At 64.8% G+C, this 20,676-nt stretch carries 18 protein-coding genes; 5 read left to right on the top strand and 13 right to left on the bottom strand.

Annotated features, from left to right (window positions below; all coding sequences use genetic code 11):
• Nucleotides 1-26: 26 nt before the first annotated feature.
• The 4 genes from CI41S_RS37030 to CI41S_RS37015 form a co-directional block, all read right to left on the bottom strand.
• Nucleotides 27-1,271 carry an MFS transporter gene (locus tag CI41S_RS37030; protein WP_139863977.1) on the bottom strand — a complete coding sequence of 415 codons (1,245 nt, stop codon included), beginning with the start codon at nt 1,269-1,271 and terminating at the stop codon, nt 27-29.
• 327 nt (nt 1,272-1,598) lie between these two features.
• Nucleotides 1,599-3,068 (bottom strand): cell wall hydrolase, encoded by a 1,470-nt coding sequence (locus CI41S_RS37025; RefSeq protein ID WP_139863976.1) that lies wholly within the window; start codon nt 3,066-3,068, stop codon nt 1,599-1,601.
• Nucleotides 3,069-3,470: 402 nt separating this feature from the next.
• The gene (gene ppdK, locus CI41S_RS37020; RefSeq protein WP_172628343.1) at nt 3,471-6,365 is read right to left on the bottom strand and encodes a pyruvate, phosphate dikinase; all 2,895 of its coding nucleotides are present in this window, start codon (nt 6,363-6,365) and stop codon (nt 3,471-3,473) included.
• A 91-nt stretch (nt 6,366-6,456) separates the two neighbouring features.
• A complete protein-coding gene (locus tag CI41S_RS37015; protein WP_139485676.1) occupies nt 6,457-6,612 on the bottom strand; it encodes a DUF3096 domain-containing protein in 156 nt (51 codons plus the stop codon).
• 240 nt (nt 6,613-6,852) lie between these two features.
• Here CI41S_RS37015 and CI41S_RS37010 point away from each other — a divergent pair, with 240 nt between their 5' ends.
• Entirely contained in the window at nt 6,853-7,212 is a 360-nt protein-coding gene (locus CI41S_RS37010; protein ID WP_139863974.1) for a DUF1236 domain-containing protein, read from the top strand.
• 299 nt (nt 7,213-7,511) lie between these two features.
• Here the strand turns inward: CI41S_RS37010 and CI41S_RS37005 are convergent, their stop codons facing one another.
• From CI41S_RS37005 to CI41S_RS36975, 7 genes are all read right to left on the bottom strand, one after another.
• Nucleotides 7,512-8,105 carry a class I SAM-dependent methyltransferase gene (locus tag CI41S_RS37005; RefSeq protein WP_139863973.1) on the bottom strand — a complete coding sequence of 198 codons (594 nt, stop codon included), beginning with the start codon at nt 8,103-8,105 and terminating at the stop codon, nt 7,512-7,514.
• Nucleotides 8,106-8,108: 3 nt separating this feature from the next.
• Nucleotides 8,109-10,436 carry a glycine--tRNA ligase subunit beta gene (glyS, locus tag CI41S_RS37000; RefSeq protein ID WP_139863972.1) on the bottom strand — a complete coding sequence of 776 codons (2,328 nt, stop codon included), beginning with the start codon at nt 10,434-10,436 and terminating at the stop codon, nt 8,109-8,111.
• Nucleotides 10,436-11,371: a glycine--tRNA ligase subunit alpha gene (locus tag CI41S_RS36995; RefSeq protein WP_139863971.1), complete on the bottom strand. Its 936-nt coding sequence runs from the start codon at nt 11,369-11,371 to the stop codon at nt 10,436-10,438. Before CI41S_RS36995 ends, glyS begins: the two co-directional genes overlap by 1 nt.
• Before the next feature lie 181 nt (nt 11,372-11,552).
• Complete coding sequence (locus tag CI41S_RS36990; RefSeq protein ID WP_139485670.1) at nt 11,553-11,744, bottom strand: hypothetical protein; 192 nt, start codon at nt 11,742-11,744, stop codon at nt 11,553-11,555.
• Nucleotides 11,745-11,843: 99 nt separating this feature from the next.
• Entirely contained in the window at nt 11,844-12,758 is a 915-nt protein-coding gene (locus tag CI41S_RS36985; RefSeq protein ID WP_139863970.1) for a S49 family peptidase, read from the bottom strand.
• A 246-nt stretch (nt 12,759-13,004) separates the two neighbouring features.
• Nucleotides 13,005-13,829 carry a tRNA1(Val) (adenine(37)-N6)-methyltransferase gene (locus CI41S_RS36980; RefSeq protein ID WP_139863969.1) on the bottom strand — a complete coding sequence of 275 codons (825 nt, stop codon included), beginning with the start codon at nt 13,827-13,829 and terminating at the stop codon, nt 13,005-13,007.
• Nucleotides 13,822-14,049, bottom strand: coding sequence for a putative signal transducing protein (locus tag CI41S_RS36975; RefSeq protein WP_139485667.1), 228 nt, complete (start codon nt 14,047-14,049; stop codon nt 13,822-13,824). Before CI41S_RS36975 ends, CI41S_RS36980 begins: the two co-directional genes overlap by 8 nt.
• A gap of 145 nt (nt 14,050-14,194) precedes the next feature.
• Here CI41S_RS36975 and CI41S_RS36970 point away from each other — a divergent pair, with 145 nt between their 5' ends.
• The gene (locus CI41S_RS36970) at nt 14,195-15,205 is read left to right on the top strand and encodes a polyprenyl synthetase family protein (protein WP_139863968.1); all 1,011 of its coding nucleotides are present in this window, start codon (nt 14,195-14,197) and stop codon (nt 15,203-15,205) included.
• A gap of 734 nt (nt 15,206-15,939) precedes the next feature.
• Here the strand turns inward: CI41S_RS36970 and CI41S_RS36965 are convergent.
• Nucleotides 15,940-16,779, bottom strand: a complete 840-nt coding sequence (locus tag CI41S_RS36965) for an AraC family transcriptional regulator (protein WP_139863967.1) — start codon at nt 16,777-16,779, stop codon at nt 15,940-15,942.
• Nucleotides 16,780-17,012: 233 nt separating this feature from the next.
• Between CI41S_RS36965 and CI41S_RS36960 the strand changes: the two genes are divergently transcribed.
• Both CI41S_RS36960 and CI41S_RS36955 read left to right on the top strand, forming a co-directional pair.
• Complete coding sequence (locus CI41S_RS36960; protein ID WP_139863966.1) at nt 17,013-18,245, top strand: ABC transporter substrate-binding protein; 1,233 nt, start codon at nt 17,013-17,015, stop codon at nt 18,243-18,245.
• Between the two features lie 274 nt (nt 18,246-18,519).
• A complete protein-coding gene (locus CI41S_RS36955) occupies nt 18,520-19,623 on the top strand; it encodes a mandelate racemase/muconate lactonizing enzyme family protein (protein ID WP_139863965.1) in 1,104 nt (367 codons plus the stop codon).
• A 106-nt stretch (nt 19,624-19,729) separates the two neighbouring features.
• On the opposite strand, the gene CI41S_RS36950 is transcribed toward CI41S_RS36955, so the two are convergent.
• On the bottom strand, nt 19,730-20,101 hold the full coding sequence (locus CI41S_RS36950; protein ID WP_139485662.1) for a hypothetical protein: 372 nt from the start codon (nt 20,099-20,101) through the stop codon (nt 19,730-19,732).
• Nucleotides 20,102-20,299: 198 nt separating this feature from the next.
• Here CI41S_RS36950 and CI41S_RS36945 point away from each other — a divergent pair, with 198 nt between their 5' ends.
• Nucleotides 20,300-20,524: a hypothetical protein gene (locus tag CI41S_RS36945; RefSeq protein WP_139485661.1), complete on the top strand. Its 225-nt coding sequence runs from the start codon at nt 20,300-20,302 to the stop codon at nt 20,522-20,524.
• Nucleotides 20,525-20,676 lie beyond the last annotated feature (152 nt).

The following is a 20,676-nucleotide window of genomic DNA, read 5'->3' as shown; positions in this document are numbered from 1 at the left end:
CCTGGTTTCGGGGAATGTTTAACCCATTAGGCAGGCTGCGCAACCGGGCGCGCGACCGGCTTCTCGACGATCGGCAGGTTGATCAATGCCGAGAGCACGCCGAACAGCACCGACAGCCACCAGATCGGCGTGTAGGAACCGAACTGCTCGAACACGATGCCGCCGAGCCAGACGCCGAGGAAGCCGCCGACCTGATGGCTGACGAAGGCGAAGCCATACAGCGTCGCGAACCAGCGCGTGCCGAACATCAGCGCCACCAGCGCCGAGGTCGGCGGCACCGTGGAGAGCCAGGTCAGGCCACTGATCGCGCCGAACGCGATCGCCGAGAACGGCGTGATCGGGAACGAGATGAAGGCGACGATCGACAGCGCACGGGTGAAATAGATCACCGACAGGATGTAGCGCTTCGGGAATACGTTCTGCAGCCAGCCGACACTGAGCGAGCCGATGATGTTGAACAGGCCGATCGCCGCGATCACCCAGCCGCCGGTCGTCGCCGGAATGCCGCGGTCGGCGAGATAGGCCGGCAGATGCACGGTGATGAAGGCGAGCTGGAAGCCGCAGGTGAAGAAGCCGAGCACCAGCAGCACATAGGAGCGATGGCCGAAGGCTTCGGCGAGCGCGGTCTTGAACGACTGCTGATCTCCGGCGGGCGCGTTGCTGGTCTCGGACGGCGGCGTTGCGAGTGCAAGCGACAGCGGCAGGATCAGCAGCATCAGCGCGCCGAACACCAGGAGCGCGGTCTGCCAGCCGAAATTATCGATCATGGCGACGCCGAACGGCGCGAACAGGAATTGGCCGAACGAGCCCGCCGCCGTGCCGGCGCCGAGCGCGATGCCACGGCGTTCGGGCGGCAGCAGCTTGCTGAAGGCCGACAGCACGAGATTGAACGACGAGCCGGACAGGCCGAAGCCGATCAGCACGCCGGCGCCGATGTTGAGCGACAGCGGCGTCGCCGAATAGCGCATCAACAGCAGGCCCGCAGCGTACAGCAGCGCGCCGACGATCATGACGCGCAGCAGGCCGAAGCGGTCGGCAATCGCACCGGCAATCGGCTGGCCGAGGCCCCACAGCAGATTCTGCAGCGCCAGCGCGAGGCCGAACACGTCGCGGCCCCAGGTGAATTCCTTGCTCATCGGCTGCACGAAGAAGCCGAGGCTGGAGCGCGGGCCGAAGCTGAGCAGCGCGATCGCGCAACCGCAGACGATGATCACGAGCGGCGTCCGCCACGTGGCAGAGGTCGGACGCAGGTCCCCGGTGGTTACAGCCATGTCATTCCCCGCAACTGCTGCGGGGCACCCCGCACCAAATGTTACAGGGAGTTAATGCAGGTGCATGGAAACCCCAAGGGGCGGCGGAGAAAAATCTTCGCCTGCAGAGCTGCTCTGCAGAATTGGAAAAGCATGATGGCCGTCATTCAGGGGCGCTGCGGAGTGCCGGGCGCACTGTCTGTCTTCTCCTTCCCCCTGAAAGGGGGAAGGTCGGGATGGGGGTGTCAGCCCCACGCACCGCTGCGCGTGGAGAGACCGGATCCCCACCCGCTTTGCTCTCGCGAGCAAAGCGACCTCCCCCTTTTCAAGGGGAGGTTGGGCGCTGGCTTACCGCTTCGCGCTGGCCAGCTCGGCCGAGCTTTGCGCGGCTTCGGCGAGCTGGGCGGAGATCGCGGCGGTTTCGGCCGGATTGCCCCAGCTCGGTGCGTCGCTGCCGTCGCCCCAGGCGCGCGGGCGATAGAAGGTGTGGACGCCGAACTTGTACATCTTCTTCATTTCGCTGACCCAGGACGGCCGCACCCAATAGGCGTGATAATGGGTCGAGCGGTTGACCTCGGGCAGCCACAATTTGCCGTCGAGCATCGCCTTCGCGATCTTCTTGGCGCGGTCCCACATGTCGGGCTCGCGCACCACGTCGCGGACATTGTCGCAGGCGAAGGTGAACTGGCAGGCGTAATGCCGGTGCTTGTTCTGATAGACCACACCGCACACGGTCTCCGGATATTTGCCGGAGAAGGCGCGGTTCAGCACCACCTGGGCGACCGCGATCTGGCCGCGCACCGCTTCGCCGCGCGCCTCGAAGTAGACCGCCTCTGCAAGGCACTTCTCCGACTTGGCGCGCGCGTGCTCGTCGAACAGGCCGAGCCGCTCGGCCGGCGTCCTGGTGTGCTGATCGTCAGCATTGACCTCGCCCTTCGGCGCGATGCTCTCGCCCATCTCGCCGGCCTTCACCGGACCGTCGGCATCGACGGGCAGCGAGGCCATCACCTTCATGTCGGGATCGGGCTGCGCGGCCGGCGTCACGATGGTCGGCGCCTCGCCGGGCTGCCAGCTTTCCATGCTCTCGGGCGCGCCGAGCGACGAGCCAAAGAACAGGCTCGCGGTCTGGAACGAGAACGGATCGCGCGGCGGCGCCGCATGGGCGGGAGCCGCCGGCGCCGGCACGGGCTTGACGTCGTCGAGCGGCGTCGATTCCAGCGACAGCGATACACCGTCGTGATGCGGCGCCGGCCCTGAATATTGCGGCAATGGCGGCGCGCGCAGCGCCTCCTGCAATTCGGGATCGAGCGGCGCGCTGTCGGCCGGCGCGGTCGCGGTCTTCATGCCCTTCACCGAGGAATTCGACGTCGCGGGATCCTCGTTTGCCGGCGCGGCATTTTCCGGCGCGGCCGGTGCGTCCGCATCGGGCTTTTTGACCACGAGACGATCGCCCTTCATCGTGCGATCGACCTTGGGAAAGTCGGCGGCCTGGTAGCGCGGCGGCGGCGCGGCGATCGGATTGCGCGTCAGCGCGCCGGTGATATCGCCTGACGTGTCGAGCCTTGCGAGCAGCACGGCGGGCGCTTGCGGCGCCGAGGTTCCGATCGGACGGCCAAAGCTGTAGGTGGCGACCTGGATCGAGCCGATTGCGGATGAGAAGACGCGCTTCTGCCAGCGCTCGGCGACGCCCGGCTGGCGGGCCAGCAGCGAAGCGACATCCTGATATCCGATCTCGGTCGGCATCAAAGCGAAGATGCTGAGACCGAGACCGAAGAGCGCGAGCCGTGCGCTCCTCGGCTGGTTAAGCAACACAAACATCGTACGCTCACGCAACGCTTACTGAATGCAATCGAACGCGGTACATCCGCGCAATTCGACCTTTATCGTTGCTAACGTGTTTAGGTTGCCGCGGAGTTAATCGGCGTTGCACGCGCGCTACACTCAAGCAATCGCGCCGATCTCGCCTGCTGCATCGCGAAGCTTGGTAAATGCGCGGCGGACGGAGATCGTGAACATCCGGTCAATGAAGATGGTGAAGGAAGTGTTACGACTCTCTCCACCGTCATTGCGAGCGCAGCGAAGCAATCCATCCCTCCACATGCGCGGTGAGAATGGATTGCTTCGCTTTGCTCGCAATGACGGTGCTGGACCGGCAGTGCTCAAAACGAAAATGCCCGGGACCAGGCCCGGGCATTCGTCACTTGTAGTTGGACCAGCAGCTCACGCCTGGCTGGCGATCGCCTTGCCGAGCGCGGCCTGCGCTGCGGCGAGGCGCGCGATCGGCACGCGATAGGGCGAGCACGAGACGTAGTCGAGGCCGACCTCGTGGCAGAACGCGACCGAGGCGGGATCGCCGCCGTGCTCGCCGCAGATGCCGACCTTCAGGCTCGGCCGGGTCTTGCGGCCGCGGGTGACGCCGATCTGCACCAGCTCGCCGACGCCGCTGCGATCGACCGAGATGAACGGATCGATCTCCAGAATGCCCTTGGCGACATAGGTGCCGAGGAAGCTCGCGGCGTCGTCGCGGCTGATGCCGTAGGTGGTCTGCGTCAGGTCGTTGGTGCCGAATGAGAAGAACTCGGCGGTCTCCGCCACCTCGCCGGCCATCAGGCAGGCGCGCGGCAGCTCGATCATGGTGCCGACCTGGTAGCTCAGCTTGACGCCGGTCTCCTTCATCACCGCGCTCGCGGTGGCGTCGATCCGCGCCTTGACCAGATCGAACTCGGCCTTGGTCGCGATCAGCGGCACCATCACCTCGAGACCAACCGGCTTGCCGGTGCGTTTGCCGGCCTCGACCGCGGCCTCGAAGATCGCGCGTGCCTGCATCTCGGCGATTTCCGGGTAGGCGATCGCAAGACGGCAGCCGCGGAAGCCGAGCATCGGGTTGAATTCGGCAAGCTCGCGGGCGCGGTCGGCGAGCTTGCGCGGATCGGTGTTCATGACCCGCGCCACTTCCTCGATCTCGGCCTGGGTGTGCGGCAGGAACTCGTGCAGCGGCGGATCGAGCAAGCGGATCGTGACCGGCAGGCCCTGCATGATCTCGAACAGCTCGACGAAGTCGGCGCGCTGCATCGGCAGCAGCTTCGACAGCGCCGAGCGGCGCGACTGCTCGTCCTCGGAGAGGATCATCTCGCGCACGGTGCGGATGCGGGTCTCCTCGAAGAACATATGCTCGGTGCGGCAGAGGCCGATGCCCTCGGCGCCGAACTTCACCGCGGTGCGCGCGTCATCCGGCGTGTCGCCGTTGACGCGGACGCCGAGCTTGCGGACCTCGTCGGCCCAGCCCATCAGCGTGCCGAACTCGCCGGACAGCTCAGGCTCGATCATCGGCATGCGGCCGGCCAGCACCTGGCCGACCGAGCCGTCGATGGTGATGACGTCGCCGGTCTTGAAGGTGCGTTGACCGACGGTCATGGTGCCGCGGCCGTAATCGACGCGGATGGTGCCGCAGCCGGAGACGCAGGGCTTGCCCATGCCGCGCGCGACCACCGCCGCGTGCGAGGTCATGCCGCCGCGCGTGGTCAGGATGCCCTCGGCGGCGTGCATGCCGTGAATGTCTTCCGGGCTGGTCTCGATGCGGACCAGGATCACCTTGCGTCCGTCGGCCTGCAGTTTGGCGGCCTCATCCGACGAGAACACGATCTCGCCCGATGCCGCGCCGGGCGAGGCCGGCAGGCCGGTCGCGATCACGTCGCGCTTCGCCGCCGGATCGATGGTCGGGTGCAGCAGCTGATCCAGCGAGGCCGGATCGATCCGCGTCACCGCGTCCTGCCGCGAGATCAGGCCTTCATTGGCGAGCTCGACCGCGATGCGCAGCGCCGCCTTCGCGGTGCGCTTGCCGCCGCGGGTCTGCAGCATCCACAGCTTGCCCTGCTCGACCGTGAACTCCATGTCCTGCATGTCGCGGTAGTGCTTCTCGAGCTGGGTGTAGATCCGCGTCAGCTCCTTGAACGCCGCGGGCATCGCGGCTTCCATCGACAGCTTGTCGGAACCGGACTCCTGGCGCGCTTCCTCGGTGATGTCCTGCGGCGTGCGGATGCCGGCGACGACGTCCTCGCCCTGCGCATTGATCAGGAACTCGCCGTAGAGCTTGCTCTCGCCGGTCGAGGGATTGCGGGTGAAGGCGACGCCGGTCGCCGAGGTCTCGCCCATGTTGCCGAACACCATCGCCTGCACGTTGACGGCGGTGCCCCACGACTCCGGGATGTCGTGCAGCTTGCGGTAGGTCACCGCGCGCGCGTTCATCCAGGAGGAAAACACCGCGCCGATCGCGCCCCACAGCTGGTCATGCGGATCCTGCGGGAAGTCGTGGCCAGTCTCCTTCGCCACCGCCTCCTTGTACTGGCCGACCAGCTCGACCCAGTCGTCGCCGGTGAGGTCAGTGTCGAGCGAATAGCCCTGGCTGTCCTTGAAGGTGTCGAGGATGTCCTCGAAGTGATGATGCTCGAAGCCGAGCACCACGTCCGAATACATCGTGATGAAGCGGCGATAGCTGTCATAGGCAAAGCGGCGGTCGCCGGAGAGCTCGGCCAGCGCTTCGACCGTCTGGTCGTTGAGGCCGAGATTGAGCACGGTGTCCATCATGCCCGGCATCGAGGCGCGCGCGCCGGAGCGCACCGACACCAGCAGCGGGTTCTTGGCATCGCCAAAGCTCTTGCCGGTGATCTTGCCGACATAGTCGAGCGCCTTCTCGACCTGGGCCTTCAGTTCCTTCGGATAGGTCTTGTCGTGCTCGTAGAAATAGGTGCAGACCGAGGTCGGGATGGTGAAGCCGGGAGGCACCGGCAGGCCGAGATTGGCCATTTCCGCGAGGTTGGCGCCCTTGCCGCCGAGCAGATCGCGCAGACCGGCCTGGCCCTCGGCCTTGCCGTCACCGAACGTATAGACCCACTTGCCGGCCTTGATCGCGGGCGCCTTCACAGCGGGAGCCGCCTTTGCTGGCGTCTTGCTGGCAGGCTTTGCCGCGGGCTTGGCGGCAGCCTTCGGCGCCACCTTCGGGGCGCTCTTTTTCAGCGCCTTGCGCACCGGCGCGGCCTTCCGGGCCGGTGCAGAGGACTTTGATTTCGCTGCAGTTTTCTCGGCAGTTTTCTTGGACTTCGCGACGGCTTTGGCCATGTCAGACAACAATCCGAAAAGAGGGGTCGAAGATGCGCGCCTTACACCATTTTGGGGGGTTCCGCGCAAGCCGCGAAACCCCGCTTTCCCGCTACAGGTGGAGCCACTTCAGCAACCCCATGCCGACCAGCCCGACGAAGATCAGGTAGATCGCCACGATGTAGTTGAGCAGCCGCGGCATGATCAGGATCAGAATGCCTGCGATCAGAGCCACGATGGCAGGCAAATGCCCAGCGGTGATGGTCATTGAAGTTTCTCCGGCAGTTTTCGGGAGGTCGAATCGAGGGCCGCAGTTTATCTGCTGGCCAGGTTCCCACATCAAGACGCCCGACGCGCCAACGGGTTCCCCTCCTCACGAAATTTGCTCGAAAATGCCGCGTATATGACAGCCGTTTTTCCGGAACATCACAACACCGGATGCATTGGCTCGACATGCGTGCTGGCGAAGGCCGGCGCGTTGAAGCATGAACGTGAAATGGAGCGAGCCATGCGAAACAGATTACTTGCCGTTGCAGCCGTTGCTGCTGCGATCACGGTGCCGGCTGTTGCCGCACAGGCGCAGACCGTTGGCATCGTGCGCGGCGGTCCTCCGGTCGCAGTTGAGGACGACTACGGCCTCACGGTCGAACAGCGTCCGGCGTTCCGTGAATACATCGTGCGCGAGCGCGTGCCGAACTACACCATTCCGGACCGCGTCGTGATCGGCACGGTGCTGCCCGAAGCCGGCGTGACCACCTACGACGTGCCGCAGCGGTTCGGCGCGACGCCCTATCGCTACACCGTCGTGAACGGCGAGACCGTTTTGGTCGAGCCGCGGTCGCGCCGGATCGTTCAGGTGGTCGACTAGATCGAGCTTGATCAGCGCGATAGCCTGAACGGACAGTCCGGGCGCCGCGCAAGCGGATGTGCGCGAGGATCGACCGGACCAGAAAGCCCCGCCCGGCTCCCCCTCCGGGCGGGGCTTTTCTGTCGTGGTCTATGACCTCAGCAGCGAGAGCAGCGTCGAGGTGGACTTGTAGCTCTTGATCGCGGCGTCCTGGAAATCGGGCGTCCAGTTGGTCGCCAGCCGTTCCTCGGAACTCATCGAAGAATATTGCTTGAGGATGCCGAGGCTGAACTGACGCGGATCGCCGGCGGACTGGCTGATCAGCGGCCCTTCCGCGCAACGATCCGGTGGATAACCTTGGCGGATGAGGCGCTGACGACCTCTTCGTCGAGCAGCAGTTCGGCCGCCGTCAATTCGGCCCGTACCTTTGCCGCATCGAAGCTCGCATAGAGCCGGCCGTGCGCATCGCGCAGGTCCGCGCCGTCGGTCACCCGCCAGCTCAGATAGAGCACGCCGCCCAGCTTCGTGATCTCGAACATGCGGCGGACCGACGGCGCGATCAGCGCGGGATCGAGATGCATGATGACGGTCTCGCACAGCACATTGTCGAAGCTGCCGGCCGCGATGCCGGTGAGTTCAGGCAGTTCGGCATGCGTGAAGCGCAGCTGCGGATAACGCGTGCGGGCCTCGGTGAGCAGGCCGTCGGAAGCGTCGAACCCTTCGGCCGCGAAGCCGTTGGCACTCAGCCACGCCACCTCGCGGCCGCTGCCGCAGCCGATGTCGGCGGTCGCGCCGCCCTTGACGAAGAAACGCGTAACGATCGCGTGCAGATCGGTCGGCGCCGGCTGCTCGTGCCAGTCCAGCGCAAACGCCGCCGCCTGCTTGTCGTAGGCGGCGAGCGTCGCGCGGTCCATCGATCAGCCCTCGATCTTGGAGAAGTCCGCCACCGCGCGCGTCGCGGCCCGGATCTCGTTGAGCAGCTTCAGGCGGTTTTCGCGGACCTTCGGGTCGTCGTCGTTGACCTTGACCTTGTCGAAGAACGCATCGACCGCCGGACGCAGCTTTGCCATCGCGCTCATCGCGGCGGCAAAGTCTTCCTTGGCGACGGCGGCGGAGGCCTCGCGCTTGACCTGATCGATCGCCGCAGCGAGTGCCTTCTCCTCGCCGAGCTTGTAGAGCGCCGCATCGGGCGCGCCGTCAAACGTGCGCTTGTCCTTCTTCTCCTCGATCGCGAGGATGTTGCTGGCGCGCTTCGTTCCCGCAAGCAGGTTCTTGCCGTCGTCGCTGTCGAGGAACTTGCCTAGCGCCTCGACGCGCCGGACCACGAGCAGGAGATCGTCCTGGCCACCGAGCGAGAACACAGCATCGACGAGGTCGTGACGCGCGCCCTGCTCGCGGAGCTGCACCTTCAGGCGGTCGGCGAAGAAGGCGAGGAGATCAGATCGAAGCCGATCGTATGGGGGCAACTCGTCGATTATTTCGTAGTAAGGGTCCAGCCCCTTCAGCGTAAAGGTAACTGAATCCTCAGTTTGACGTTCTGTCTCGTTCTTGTCTTTGGAAATACAAACCAATGCCGGCTTTGAAAAATCAAACTCCTTCCGAAAGTTGTGATCTTCTGCAAAATGCGAGGTGATTGATGCGTGGCCCTCCTTACCCTCCGCGGGTAGGAACACCAACACGTCGCCCTTTTGAATCCTGAGGAGGTGAAGAAGATATGAGGATTTGAATAAGCTCGCCAACGCTTGGCGATGCTGACCTTCAAGGATAAGTCTGATGACGCCGAGCGCCGCTCGTCTTAGCGCATATGGGTCCTTGCTCCCCGTCGGTTTCTCGTTGATCGCCCAGAATCCAACCAGCGTATCCAGCTTGTCGGCCAGCGCCACAGCAACGCTCACAGGATCGGTCGGCACACGATCCGTCGGCCCCTGCGGCTTCCAATGCTCCTCGCTCGCAGCCGCAACGGATGCATCCTCGCCCTGCGCCAGCGCGTAATACTTGCCCATCAGGCCTTGCAGCTCGGGGAATTCGCCGACGACTTCGGTCAGCAAATCCGCCTTCGCCAGCCGCGCGGCGCGCTTGGTCTTCTCGACGTCGGCGCCGACCAGCGGCGCGATCTCGGCGGCAAGCCGCTCGATGCGCTTGATGCGCTCGGCCTGCGTGCCGAGCTTCTCATGGAACACGATCTGCTCGAATTTCGGCAGCCGGTCCTCAAGCTTGGTCTTCAGGTCGGTCTCGTAGAAGAACTTCGCGTCCGACAACCGCGGGCGGATCACGCGCTCGTTGCCGGCGACGATGGTCTTGCCGTCGTCGGGCGCCTCGATGTTCGCGGTCAGCACGAACTTGTTGGTCAGCTTCCCCGTCTTGGGGTCCTTGACCACAAAGCACTTCTGGTTGTTGCGGATGGTGGCGCGGATCACCTCGTCGGGGATCGCGAGGAATTCCTTTTCGAACGATCCCATCATCACGACCGGCCATTCGACGAGGCCGGAAACTTCGTCGAGCAGCACCTGGTCCTCGACCAGTTCGAGCCCTTGCGCGAACGCCAGCTCCTTGGCGTCCTCGAGGATGATGTCCTTGCGCGCCTGCGGATCGAGGATGACCTTTGCCGCCTTCAGCTTGGCCTCGTAGTCCTCAAAGCGGCGCACCGAGATCGCGCCGGGCGCCATGAAGCGGTGGCCGTAGGTGGTCTGTCCGGCCCTGATGCCGTCGACCTCGAACGGCACCACGTCAGGCTCCTCGGTCTCCAGCCCGAAGGTCGCGGTGATCGCATGCAGCGGGCGCACCCAGACCAGCGAGCCTGATTTCGCCGAGCGCGCGCCCCAGCGCATCGATTTCGGCCAGGGGAAGGTGCGGATGATCACCGGCAGCATTTCCGCGATCACGTCGATCGCGGCGCGGCCGGGCTTTTCGATCAGCGCGATGTAGAAGTCGCCCTTCTTGTCGTGCTGGATCTTGGCCTCGCTGATCGAGGCGAGGCCGGTGGCCTTCAAAAATCCCTGGATCGCGGGCTCGGGGCCGCCGACGCGCGGGCCGCGGCGCTCTTCCTTCAGGTCGGGCTGGCGCGCGGGAATGCCGTGCACGGTGAGCGCGAGGCGCCGCGGCGTCGCGAACGCTTTTGCGCCCTCATAGACCAGGCCCTCGGCGACGAGCTTGTCGGTCACCATGCGGCGCAGATCGTCCGCCGCCTTCGCCTGCATGCGGGCGGGGATTTCTTCGGAGAACAGTTCGAGGAGAAGATCGGGCATCAGGCCGCCCTGCCCGTTTCAGTGTGGATCCACGCCTCGCCGCAGGCTTTTGCCAGATCGCGGACGCGCGCGATGTAGCTCTGCCGCTCGGTCACCGAGATGACGCCGCGGGCATCGAGCAGGTTGAAGACGTGGCTCGCCTTGATGCACTGGTCGTAGGCCGGCAAGGCCATCAGATGTTCCTTCTGGTTGTCGCCCTCACGCCAACCTGCATTGAGATATTTGCGGCAGGCCTCCTCGGCCATCCTGAATTGCTCGAACAGCATCGCGGTGTCGGCATGCTCAAAATTGTGCCGCGAGTATTCCTGCTCGGCCTGCAGGAATACGTCGCCATAGGTGACCTTCTCGGCGCCCTCGCGGCCGTTGAAGTTGAGGTCGTAGACGCGGTCGACGCCCTGCACATACATCGCGAGGCGCTCGAGCCCGTAGGTGAGTTCGCCGGAGACCGGCGCGCATTCGACGCCGGCGACCTGCTGGAAGTAGGTGAACTGCGACACCTCCATGCCGTCGCACCAGCATTCCCAGCCCAGCCCCCAGGCACCGAGCGTCGGGCTTTCCCAATCGTCCTCGACGAAGCGGATGTCGTGAACCGCGGAATCGATGCCGATCGCGGCGAGCGACTTCAGGTACAGTTCCTGAAGGTTCGGCGGCGACGGCTTCATGATCACCTGGAACTGGTAGTAGTGCTGCAGGCGGTTCGGGTTCTCGCCGTAGCGACCGTCCTTCGGCCGCCGCGACGGCTGCACATAGGCCGCGTTCCACGGCTTCGGCCCCAGCGCGCGCAACGTGGTGGCGGGATGGAAGGTGCCGGCGCCCATTTCCATGTCGTAGGGCTGCAGGATGACGCAGCCCTGCTCGGCCCAGAAGCGCTGGAGAGCGAGGATGAAGCCCTGGAACGAACGTTCCGGGCGCATGTGGTCAGGCAGGGCGTCCATCGGCAGAATCGATCTCGCGAGGGGGTTTTGAAGCGCGCGGGACCGTATCGGCGGCAGCCAATGGAATCAAGGCGATGGGGGATTTGAAGCGTCATTCCGGGGCGATGCGTCAGCATCGAACCCGGAATCTCGAGATTCCGGGTTCGTACGCTTTGCGTACGCCCCGGAATGACAGAACGGTTCACACCGGCCGGTAGGCTCCGGTCACGGGGTCCTGACGCAGGGTCTTGATCTCGCCTGCGCGGGCGGCCTGCTCCATCCGGGCAAGCCGGACTTCTTCCAGTTCCTGGTTGATCCGAGTGGCCGTCCTGTAGGCCCAGCGGACTACGGCCAGGCCTCCCAAAACGCCTGCGAATGCAATCAGCGGCGGCATCGGTCGATCCTTGTCGTTCACGTCGGACCGGTATTCTCGCGCAACCGTAACCGTGCCGCAACCGCGCTTTTGGGACTAAATGGCGCGCTCACAACCGCGTTAGAATCCGAATTTGGCCCAAATTGCCCGGGTTTCCAGCGCCGAGATCAGATCGTCCGGCAGGGCGGCGATGCCATCCAGCGCCGCCAGCGACCCCGCCCCCGGCGCCCGGCGGCCAAGCAGGCCCGACAGCATGCCGCTGGCGGGTGCAATCACCGGCGTCAGCACCTTCTCGCCATAGCGGGCGCGCAGCGTCGAGCGCAGATCGCCGATGCCGTCGGCGAGCCCGAGGCCAACAGCGGTCTCGCCCGCCCAATATTCGCCGGTGAACAGCTCGTCCTCGGCGCCCTTCAGCCGCCCGCCGCGACTCTGTTTGACCAGCGCAATGAAGATGGCGTGGATCTCGCGCTGGATCGCCTTCAGCCGCGCGACGTCATCGGGGTTTTCCGGGAGGAACGGATCGAGCGTCGCCTTGTGGATGCCCGCGGTATAGAGCCGCCGCTCGATCCCGATCTTCTTGATCGCCTCCTGGAAACCAAAGCTGCCGCCGACCACGCCGATCGAGCCGAGGATCGAGGACGGGTCGCAATAGATCTCGTCGCCCGCGCAGGCGATCATGTAGCCGCCGGACGCCGCCACGTCCTCGACGAACACCAGCACCGGCAGCTTCTTCTCGGCGGCAAGCTGGCGGATGCGCAGATAGATCTGGCGCGACTGCACCGGCGAACCGCCGGGCGAATTGATCACCAGCGCCACCGCCTTGGCATTCCGCGTACCAAAGGCGCGCTCGAGCATCTTGGCGACGCCTGATAGCGTCATGCCGGGCCGCAGCGGCGTTACCGCGCCGATCACGCCCGCCAGCCGCACCACCGGCACGACGGCCGCCCCGCGCCTGAAGCGCGCCGGAAGCATCTCTTGCACGCGCTCCACCACGCCGCCCGAACGCTGCTGCCGATCACTTATTTGTTCACTCATGCGCTTACCTCGAATTAACCACTTTTTATCACGCCACTGTCATTGGAATACGCGGAACGCGTTTTGCATTCTTGCCGTTGGGTGGTTGCAATGCGCGGCGGAGAGGGGACATGAAAATCTATCTGCTCATTTTTCTGATCGGTACACTGCTCACGGCAATCCGCTTCACGTCTACGCCGGAACGCCAGTCGGAAACGGCCCCGCAGTAACCCACGCCCATCACGACGCGGGCGGCGAACCGCCCGCTTATGGCCGCGCCAACGGCAATCCTCCCTGTCCAGCCAAGATCTCCTCTACCCATTTATTGGGCACGCCTGACTCTTCATTGAGCAGCAGTGCGGCATGGAGCCGCGTCGGCGCCCGGCCCCCCTTGGTGGCCTGCACCAGGATTCGGATCGCCGGCGACGTCACGTCACCGTGAAGGGGGATGATCTCGAGGCTGCCGAAGCCGCGCGCGAGTGCGGACAACACCTCGGCAATGCCGTCGGCCCGCCAGATCATCGCTAGCCGGCCGTTCGACTTCAGAACCCGCCGCGCCACATGGACCCAGCTTGCCAGCGTGGTCGCGGTCGCGACATGCGCGCGCTCGCGGACGGCATCCGGCGAGGCGCGATGCCGCACGGAATCATTGAATGGCGGGTTCATCAGCACGACGTCGGCGCTATCGGGCCCCAGGCCGGCCGCGGCAAAGGCCGCCGCATCGGCCTCGACGTCGAGCACGATCACGTCGGCGGCAATCGCATTCGCCGCGGCATTGTCGCGGGCGAGCGCGGCCAGCGCAGCATCGATCTCGACCAGGGCCAGATCGATCCCGCCGACCCGCCGCGCCACCGCAAACCCGGCCGCGCCGACGCCGGAACCGAGATCGACGACGCGGTCGCCCGGACGCGCTGGTGTCGCCGCTGCCAGCAGGATCGCGTCATGGCCGGCGCGATGACCGGTCCGCGGCTGCCGCAGGCGCAATTGCCCACCGAGGAATCGGTCCTCGGTGACGGCGGCCTGAGACTCGTTTTTTGACGCGTTTTCCTCACGCGAGCCGGGGCCCACTTCGCTGGAAAACGCCCTAGTCATCGGCCCGCAATTCGTGGCCGAGGCCGGCGTCGGTCAGAAGCTGGCGGGCCTGGCCGGCATCGTCCTCGTGCACCAGGATCCGCCGCGGCAGCACGCCGAGCGAGCCCTCGATGACGCTCATGTTCTGGTCCAGCACCAGATGATGGATGTTAGCGCTGTCGAGCAGCGCGCCGACGGCGGAGACCAGCACCATGTCGTTGGTCCGAACCAATTCCCGCAAAACTCGTTCTCCTCTGGCCCGCCCAGCCTCTGGCTGTGCTGCGGCTGCGACACATGTCAACAATTTCGTGGCCTTGCCGCTTCACCGCGCAGTTTCTATTGTTATAGCTGAGGATAGTGCGAATTCGGCAAAATTGGAGACCAGCGTGGCGGTTATTGTACCCTTCGAAAGCCCGTCCAATGCTTCGATCGACGGGCTGGTGGGACTGGTCGCCGCCGACATGGAGCGGGTCAACGCTGCGATCCTCTCGCGGACCGGCTCCGAGGTCACCATGATCCCGGAGGTCGCCAACCACCTGATCTCGTCGGGCGGCAAACGGTTGCGCCCGATGCTGACGCTGGCGATGGCCCAGCTCTCCGACTATGCCGGCGACGGCCATATCAAGCTCGCCGCCGCGGTCGAGTTCATGCACACCGCAACCCTCTTGCATGACGACGTGGTCGACGAGAGCGAGCTGCGCCGCGGCAAGCTCTCGGCGCGGATGCTGTGGGGCAACGAGGCCAGCGTCCTGGTCGGCGACTTCCTGCTCGGCCAGGCGTTCCGCATGATGGTCGAGGTCGGCTCGCTGCGCGCGCTCGACATCCTCTCGGCCGCCGCCGCCACCATCGCCGAGGGCGAGGTGATGCAGCTTGCCGCCGCCAAGAACACCGCGACCACCGAGGACGAATATCTTGCCGTGATCCGCGGCAAGACCGCCGAGCTGTTCGCCGCCGCCTGCGAGGTCGGGCCTGTCATTGCCAACAGGCCGAAGGCCGAGCAGACCGCCTGCCGCTCGGTCGGCATGAATCTCGGCATCGCCTTCCAACTGGTCGACGACGTGCTCGACTATGGCGGCAAGTCCGCCAAGCTCGGCAAGAATGTCGGCGACGATTTCCGCGAGGGCAAGATCACGCTGCCGGTGGTGCTCGCCTTCCGCCGCGGCAATGACACCGAGCGCAAGTTCTGGGTGCGCGCGCTGGAGCGCGGCGAGATCGGCGCGAGCGACCTCGACCACGCCATCGGCCTGATGACCAAGCACCGCGCGCTGGAGGACACCATCAGCCGCGCCCAGCACTACGGCGCCATGGCGGTCGACGCGCTGGCCCTGTTCCCGCCCTCGCCGATGAAGACGGCGCTGGAAGCGGTGGTCGCGTTCTGCCTGGCACGGTCGCATTAAGCTGGCCCTCGCTCACGCACGCCACCGTCAGTCCCGTCACCCTGAGATGGCCGCTTCTTCAGCGGCCCTCGAAGGATCGACGGCCACCAGCCGGGCCGCTTCATCCTTCGAGGCTCGCCGAAGAGGCTCGCACCTCAGGATGACGGTGTTGGATCTCGCGCATTGATCCCAACTTGCCGTCCCGGCGAAAGTCGGGACGACATCGAATGTGTTGCGCCGCTGTCAGTCCCGTCACCCTGAGGTGGCCGCTTCTTCAGCGGCCCTCGAAGGGTCGACGGCCACCAGCCGGGCCGATTCATCCTTCGAGGCTCGCCGAAGAGGCTCGCACCTCCAGCGACAAAGGCGAAGCCTTTGCGCGGGGATGACGGTGTTGGTTTGCTCAGCTTGCTCGGTGTCATCACCCGGCTTGACCGGGTGATCCAGTATTCCAGAGACGCCGGTGTTAGAAGCGAGAGGCCGCGGCGTACTGGATCGCCCGGTCCATGTGCGCAATTGCGCACAGGCCGGGCGATGACAGGTGCAGGTGAGGACAAAGCTTCACACCCTCTCAGAATGACGGTGAGAGGTTATACGCAATTCTATCCTCCGTCATTGCGAGCGAAGCGAAGCAATCCATCGCGCGGCATATGCGGTGGCATGGATTGCTTCGTCGCTATCGCTCCTCGCAATGACGGCTGTATTTCCTCACGCCCTCTCAGGATGACGGGTTGGTTGATCGCATTCAGCCGACGCCCCTACCCCTCCACCGGGACCCAGATCTCCAGCCCGCCATTACCGGTGGCCGGATCGAACTTGTCGTCGTAGCGCTCGAAGTTCGGGGCGTCGGCGACCTTCATGCCGGATTGCGGCAGCCAGCGGTTCCAGATGGTGTTGACGGTGCGGCGGATGGTCGAGATGTGGTCGGTGTGCGTGAACACCAGATAGGTCTGCGCCGGAATCCGCACGCGGGCGAATTCGCGCGGCAGGTCGGAGAAATCGGCGACCTCGACGCCGGCGATGTAATCGAAATTGCCGGCGTCGTCGCCGTTGCAGCAGACGCCATAAGCGAGATTGCCGACCCGGCGCGGAATCTCGGCGTGCTTGAGGTGAAACTCCTGCCACTGGTTCGGAATGCCGGCGCCGCCGCCATTGCCGAGATTGTAGCGCTCGCCGATGCCGGCAACGAGGAATGCGTTGGCGGTCGCCTTGCGCGGCGGATCGATGTGATCGAGGGCGGTCGAGATCATGCTGATCGGCTCCTGGAGCTTGAGCGTGGCGAGGCACGTCGTTGCACGCACCGTCTCGGGCGTGACACCGAAATGGTCGCGGAACGCGCGGGTGAACGCTTCGTGGGAGCCGTAATCCACGTCCAGCGCGAGCGAGAGGATATCGGGCGCGCCGGCCGCGAGCTCGCGCGCGGCCTCGCTGAGGCGGCGCGCCCGCACATAGCGCATCACCGGAAATCCGGTCGCCTCCGCGAAGGCGCGCACCAGATGAAAGCGCGAAACCCCGGCGACGCCGGCGATCTCGTCGAGCGTCAGCGGCGCGCGGAGATGGCTTTCGATGTACCAGAGCGCCTTCTGGGCCGGATTCATGGACAGCGTTTCCCTTGCAAAGCAGGCGCATCATGCGACGCGGCTGCGTCCGGCGCTTGATCGCCCTTGCGGGTCGGCCGCTGAAACTTCGGTTCCGCTGCGCGGAAATCTAGCGCATCGCCGTCGCTGGCAACATGGTCGCAATCGTGCATACTCGCTGTCGCATCGATCCGACGGCTCACAAGCTGCCCGATAAACAAAACTGAGCCGCGGCCAGACTGTCAGGGAGGACAATGATGCATCACCGACGCCTGAGCTATGCCCTATCCGCAGCACTTGCGGCCCTTGTGACGCTTGCCGTCGCAGGCGCCGCCAACGCACAGAAGAAATACGATCCGGGCGCGACCGATACCGAGATCAAGGTCGGCAACATCATGCCCTATTCCGGCCCGGCGTCCGCCTACGCCACCATCGGCAAGACCGAAGCCGCCTATTTCAACAAGCTCAACAGCGAAGGCGGCATCAACGGCCGCAAGATCAACTTCATCTCGTACGACGACGCCTACTCGCCGCCGAAGATGGTCGAGCAGGCCCGCAAGCTGGTCGAGAGCGACGAGGTGCTGTTGATCTTCAACCCGCTGGGCACGCCCGGCAACACCGCGATCCAGAAGTACATGAACTCCAAGAAGGTGCCGCAGCTGTTCGTCTCCACGGGGGCCGCGAAGTGGAACGACCCGAAGAATTTTCCGTGGACCATGGGCTGGCAGCCGAGCTACCAGGTCGAGGCGCGGATCTATGCCAAATACATCCTGCAGAATTATCCGGGCAAGACCATCGGCGTGCTCTACCAGAACGACGACTTCGGCAAGGACTATTTGATCGGCCTGCACGAAGGGCTGGGCGATCAGGCCAAGAAGCTGATCGTCGTCGAATCTTCCTACGAGACCGCGTCGCCGACGGTGGATTCGCAGATCGTGCAGATCAAGGGCGCCAATCCTGACATCTTCGTCAACATCTCGACGCCGAAATTCGCGGCGCAGGCGATCAAGAAGGCCGCCGAGCTCAACTGGCATCCGGTGCAATTTTTGACCAACGTGTCGGGCTCGATCGGCGGCGTGATGAAGCCGGCCGGCTACGAGGCGAGCCAGGGCGTGCTGTCGACGGCCTATCTCAAGGATCCCAAGGACGCCGAGTGGAAGAACGATGCGGCGATGACCGAGTGGCGCGCCTTCATGACCAAATGGTATCCCGAAGGCGACCTCGACGATGCCGCGACCGTGTTCGGCTACGGCGTCGCCAAGGGGCTGGAGCAGGTGCTGCGGCAGTGCGGCGACAACCTCACCCGCGAGAACCTGATGAAGCAGGCCGCCAGCCTGAACTTCGAGATCGGCATCTATCTGCCGGGCACCAGGATCAAGACCAGCCCTGACGATTACGCTCCGATCGAGCAGCTGCAGATGATGCGGTTCAAGGGCGAGAGCTGGGAGCGCTTCGGCCCGATCATGAGCGGCGAGAAGAGCTCGTAGGCGTCGCGCTGCGCAAATTCCGGCGTTGGTGATGCCCGGGCCCCGTGCCCGCCTTCGCCAAAGCTTCGTCGAGGCCTGCACCCGGGCCCGGCGAAGCCTTGGCGTAGCCGGCTGCCGGGCATCCACGTCTTCGACACGATTCACGCGCTAGACTTGTTATGCGCTACACTTGATTAGCTGGAACCTGGCGAAGGGCAATGAAGCCGTTCGTCAGGCGAATATGACGGGCCACGACAATCACGAAGCCCGTCCTGCGATCGGAAGGACAACAACAATGAAAATCACCGACGTCCGCGCTCACCATATCCGCATCCCCTATGACGCCGGTCCCGCGAGCTTCCGCCAGGGCGCATCGGCGATCTCGGCGCTCGACATGGTGATCGTCGAGGTGTCGACCGATGCCGGCCTCACCGGCTGGGGCGATGCCTTTGCCTATGTCTGCCCGAAGACGAGTTGCATGGCTGTCACCGAGATGATCGCGCCGCAGGCGCGCGGCCTCGAGGTGCCCGATGCCTCCGGCATCCCCGCCGTGATGGAGCAGATCCAGCGCAACCTGCATCTGTTCGGCCGCTACGGCATCACGATGTTTGCGATCTCGGCGCTCGACATCGCGCTGTGGGATCTCGCCGGCAAGGTGAAAGGCGTGCCGCTGCATCAGCTGATCGGCGGCGCCCGGCGCACGACCATCCCGGCCTATGCCAGCCTGATGCGGATCGGCAATGCCGGACACATCGCCAGCGAATGCAAGAAGGCGATCAAGCTTGGTTATTCCGCGATCAAGCTGCACGAGACCACGATTCCTGCCGTCACCGCCGCGCGCGAGGCGATCGGCCCCGGCGTGCCGCTGATGGTCGACATGAACTGCCCGCTGGATGGACCGGCGGCAATCCAGTTCGCGCGCGACTGCAAGCAGGCCGCGCCGCTGTTCCTGGAAGAGCCGGTGTGGCCGCCGGAGGATTTTGCGACGCTGGCCGACGTGCGCCGGGAGGGCCGGCTCGACATCGCGGCCGGCGAGAACGCCTGCACCGTGCATCAATTCCGCCAGATGATGAGCGCCGGCGCGGTGAGCCACGCCCAGCCGTCGGTGATCAAGGTCGGCGGCGTCACCGAATTCTTGAAAGTGGCCGTGCTCGCCGACGAGTTCGGCGTCAAGGTGATCCCGCACTCGCCGTATTTCGGACCCGGCTTCCTCGCGACGCTGCATCTGATGGCGATCCGCGACGAGGGCCTGATCGAGGTGTTCTTCATGAAGCGCCCTGCCTGCCTGTGGGGCGACCGCATCGACGTCGACGCCAACGGCCATGTCGCCGTGCCGCAGGGCGAAGGGCTCGGCTACGAGCCGGACCGCGACGTGATGGAGACGTACCGGGTGGCGTGAGCGACTAGCTCTCCACCGTCATTGCGAGCGAAGCGAAGCAATCCATCGGCCCGCGTATGAGGAGCGATGGATTGCTTCGTCGCTTCGCTCCTCGCAATGATGAGAGCTACTTCGTCCCCTCCTTCGCGGCAGGCGCAGCATCCTTTGCCGCCGGTGCGTCGGCCTTCTTCTTCAAATCATCGGCCAGCTTGCCCTGCGCGGTCTGCAGATCCGTAACGAGCTTCTGCAAACTCGCGACCGTGCCTTGCAGGTTGGCGATCTGGCGATTGGCGGCGTCGAGTTTCTGCTGATGATCCGAGGTCAGCTTGCTGATGGTCTTCTGCAGGAAATCGACATTGCTCTGCAGACAGCTGGTACGACGCTCCATGGTTTTTTCCACGGTGCAGATCTCGATGCCGGGCACGTCCTGCGCGCGGGCGCTTGCGGCGATGCCGAATGCAAGCGGCACGAACAGTGCGAGAGCGATACGAGCGATCATCCATCATCCTCCGGCCGGGCGCGTCATTCACAGTTTTGTGCTCACGACGCTGAAAGCAAGGCAGCCATACCACACTGATACCGCATTCAAGCGGTGTGCTTCACCCATTACGGGGACTTCTCGTGGGGACGGGGGCCTTCGGAACTTGTTTGGTTCGACCCCTATTTGGCTCGACCTTGGGCAGTGGAGACAGATCACATGGCGACGCGCGAAAAACGGCTGGCGCAATTCGATGGCAATGGCGAACCCTCGCCCCACCAGCGCGTGGAAGTGCTTTGTGAAGATCATAGTGGAACGTATCAGTTGCCGTTCGCCTGCCGTTTCGTCGATGGCCAGTGGCGCAATGACACGACCGGCGGCGCGCTCGAGGCCAACGTCATCGCCTGGCGCATGCCGCGGGAGAAGCAGGCAGGCCTGGCCTAGGCCGGATTTCCGCAACCCTCGTTGGATCATCCTCGCAGCAAAGCGCCTCGCCTTTGCCGCGAGGAGAGCTGCAACGCACGCTCGCGCCGACATCGCCGCGAGGGACCGATCCAGCACGACGCACGCGCGCCTGTTTCAAAACGCGACGCGCG

The organism is Bradyrhizobium ivorense, assembly GCF_900696085.1.
GTDB lineage: Bacteria > Pseudomonadota > Alphaproteobacteria > Rhizobiales > Xanthobacteraceae > Bradyrhizobium > Bradyrhizobium ivorense.
Note: the sequence above shows the minus strand (reverse complement) of the source record. Positions and strands in the feature narration are given on the sequence as shown.